1 protein-coding gene is annotated in these 430 nt (G+C 32.1%); it reads left to right on the top strand.

Annotation, left to right across the window (positions count from 1 at the left end):
- Window positions 1–430, top strand: a 430-nt coding sequence (locus tag SB764_RS38385) for a hypothetical protein (RefSeq protein WP_410866517.1), incomplete at both ends; no start/stop codon positions are given.

Raw genomic sequence — 430 nt, forward strand, 5'->3', positions numbered from 1 at the left:
GATTCATATGCAAGTCAATTATCGCTAGCTTCTGATTATAATCTGCATGATTGGATATCTAATAAGCAAGTGCCGGAAATATATAGGAATCTGGTTTTAGGCATGATTGTTCAACCATTTATCAAAGATGAGGATGAAGAAATAGAAGAACAATATATTTTGTCTAGTTATTTCTTTGAAGAGAATACTCTTGGAATAGATAAAAGACCTTGTGTGGGATTGGCAGGTGCTTATTTATATGAAACCTTAAGCGCTAGCATCCCATCTGTGCCAATTTGGGAAAATGCAATTTTGCCAATTTTAATTGAGAAAGAAACGGGAGAAGTTTTTACTGATAATGTTCATAACATAGCTACAGAAGATTCTTTCAGTAATCCTGTAATATTAGATTTTTTAGAAAAATCTAGGGAAATATTACCTATAAAGACAT

Source organism: Paraburkholderia sp. SIMBA_027, from assembly GCF_046535315.1.
Classification (GTDB): domain Bacteria; phylum Pseudomonadota; class Gammaproteobacteria; order Burkholderiales; family Burkholderiaceae; genus Paraburkholderia; species Paraburkholderia tropica.